1 pseudogene is annotated in these 367 nt (G+C 73.0%); it reads left to right on the top strand.

From position 1 onward, the window contains the following. Positions 1 to 300, top strand: a pseudogene (locus TN53_RS43000) (hypothetical protein); the annotation flags it as partial. Positions 301 to 367: the final 67 nt, after the last annotated feature.

Below are 367 nucleotides of genomic sequence, written 5' to 3'. Positions count from 1 at the left end.
TTCCTGCACAAGTACGCGCGGTCGATCGCTCTCGCGTTCGCCGCAGGCCTGCCCCTGATGCTGGGTTTCGTCGTACTGGTCACCGGCCGGGCAGTGGGCGACGCGGTGGCGGACACCGCCGGTTGGGAGGGGGACGGGGCACGCTGGTGGGGTTTGCTCTGCATCCCCGTGGGGCTCGCACTGGCCTGGGTGGCCTCCGGCGTGATCTTCCGGTGGGCGCCGCGCAGACGCCAAACCGGCTACACCTGGCGGGCGTTCGGGTGGGCCGGGCCCGTCCGCGCCGCCCGCAAACCGCCGTAGACCGGCGATCAGTTCGGAGGCGTCGGAGCCCAGTACGGCCGCGCGGTGAGGCAGGGGAGCCCTGGTG

The sequence above is a fragment of the Streptomyces sp. WM6386 genome (assembly GCF_000972385.1).
Taxonomy (GTDB): Bacteria; Actinomycetota; Actinomycetes; order Streptomycetales; family Streptomycetaceae; genus Streptomyces.
The sequence above is the reverse complement of the archived record's forward strand: the minus strand, read 5'-3'. Positions and strand labels throughout refer to the sequence as shown.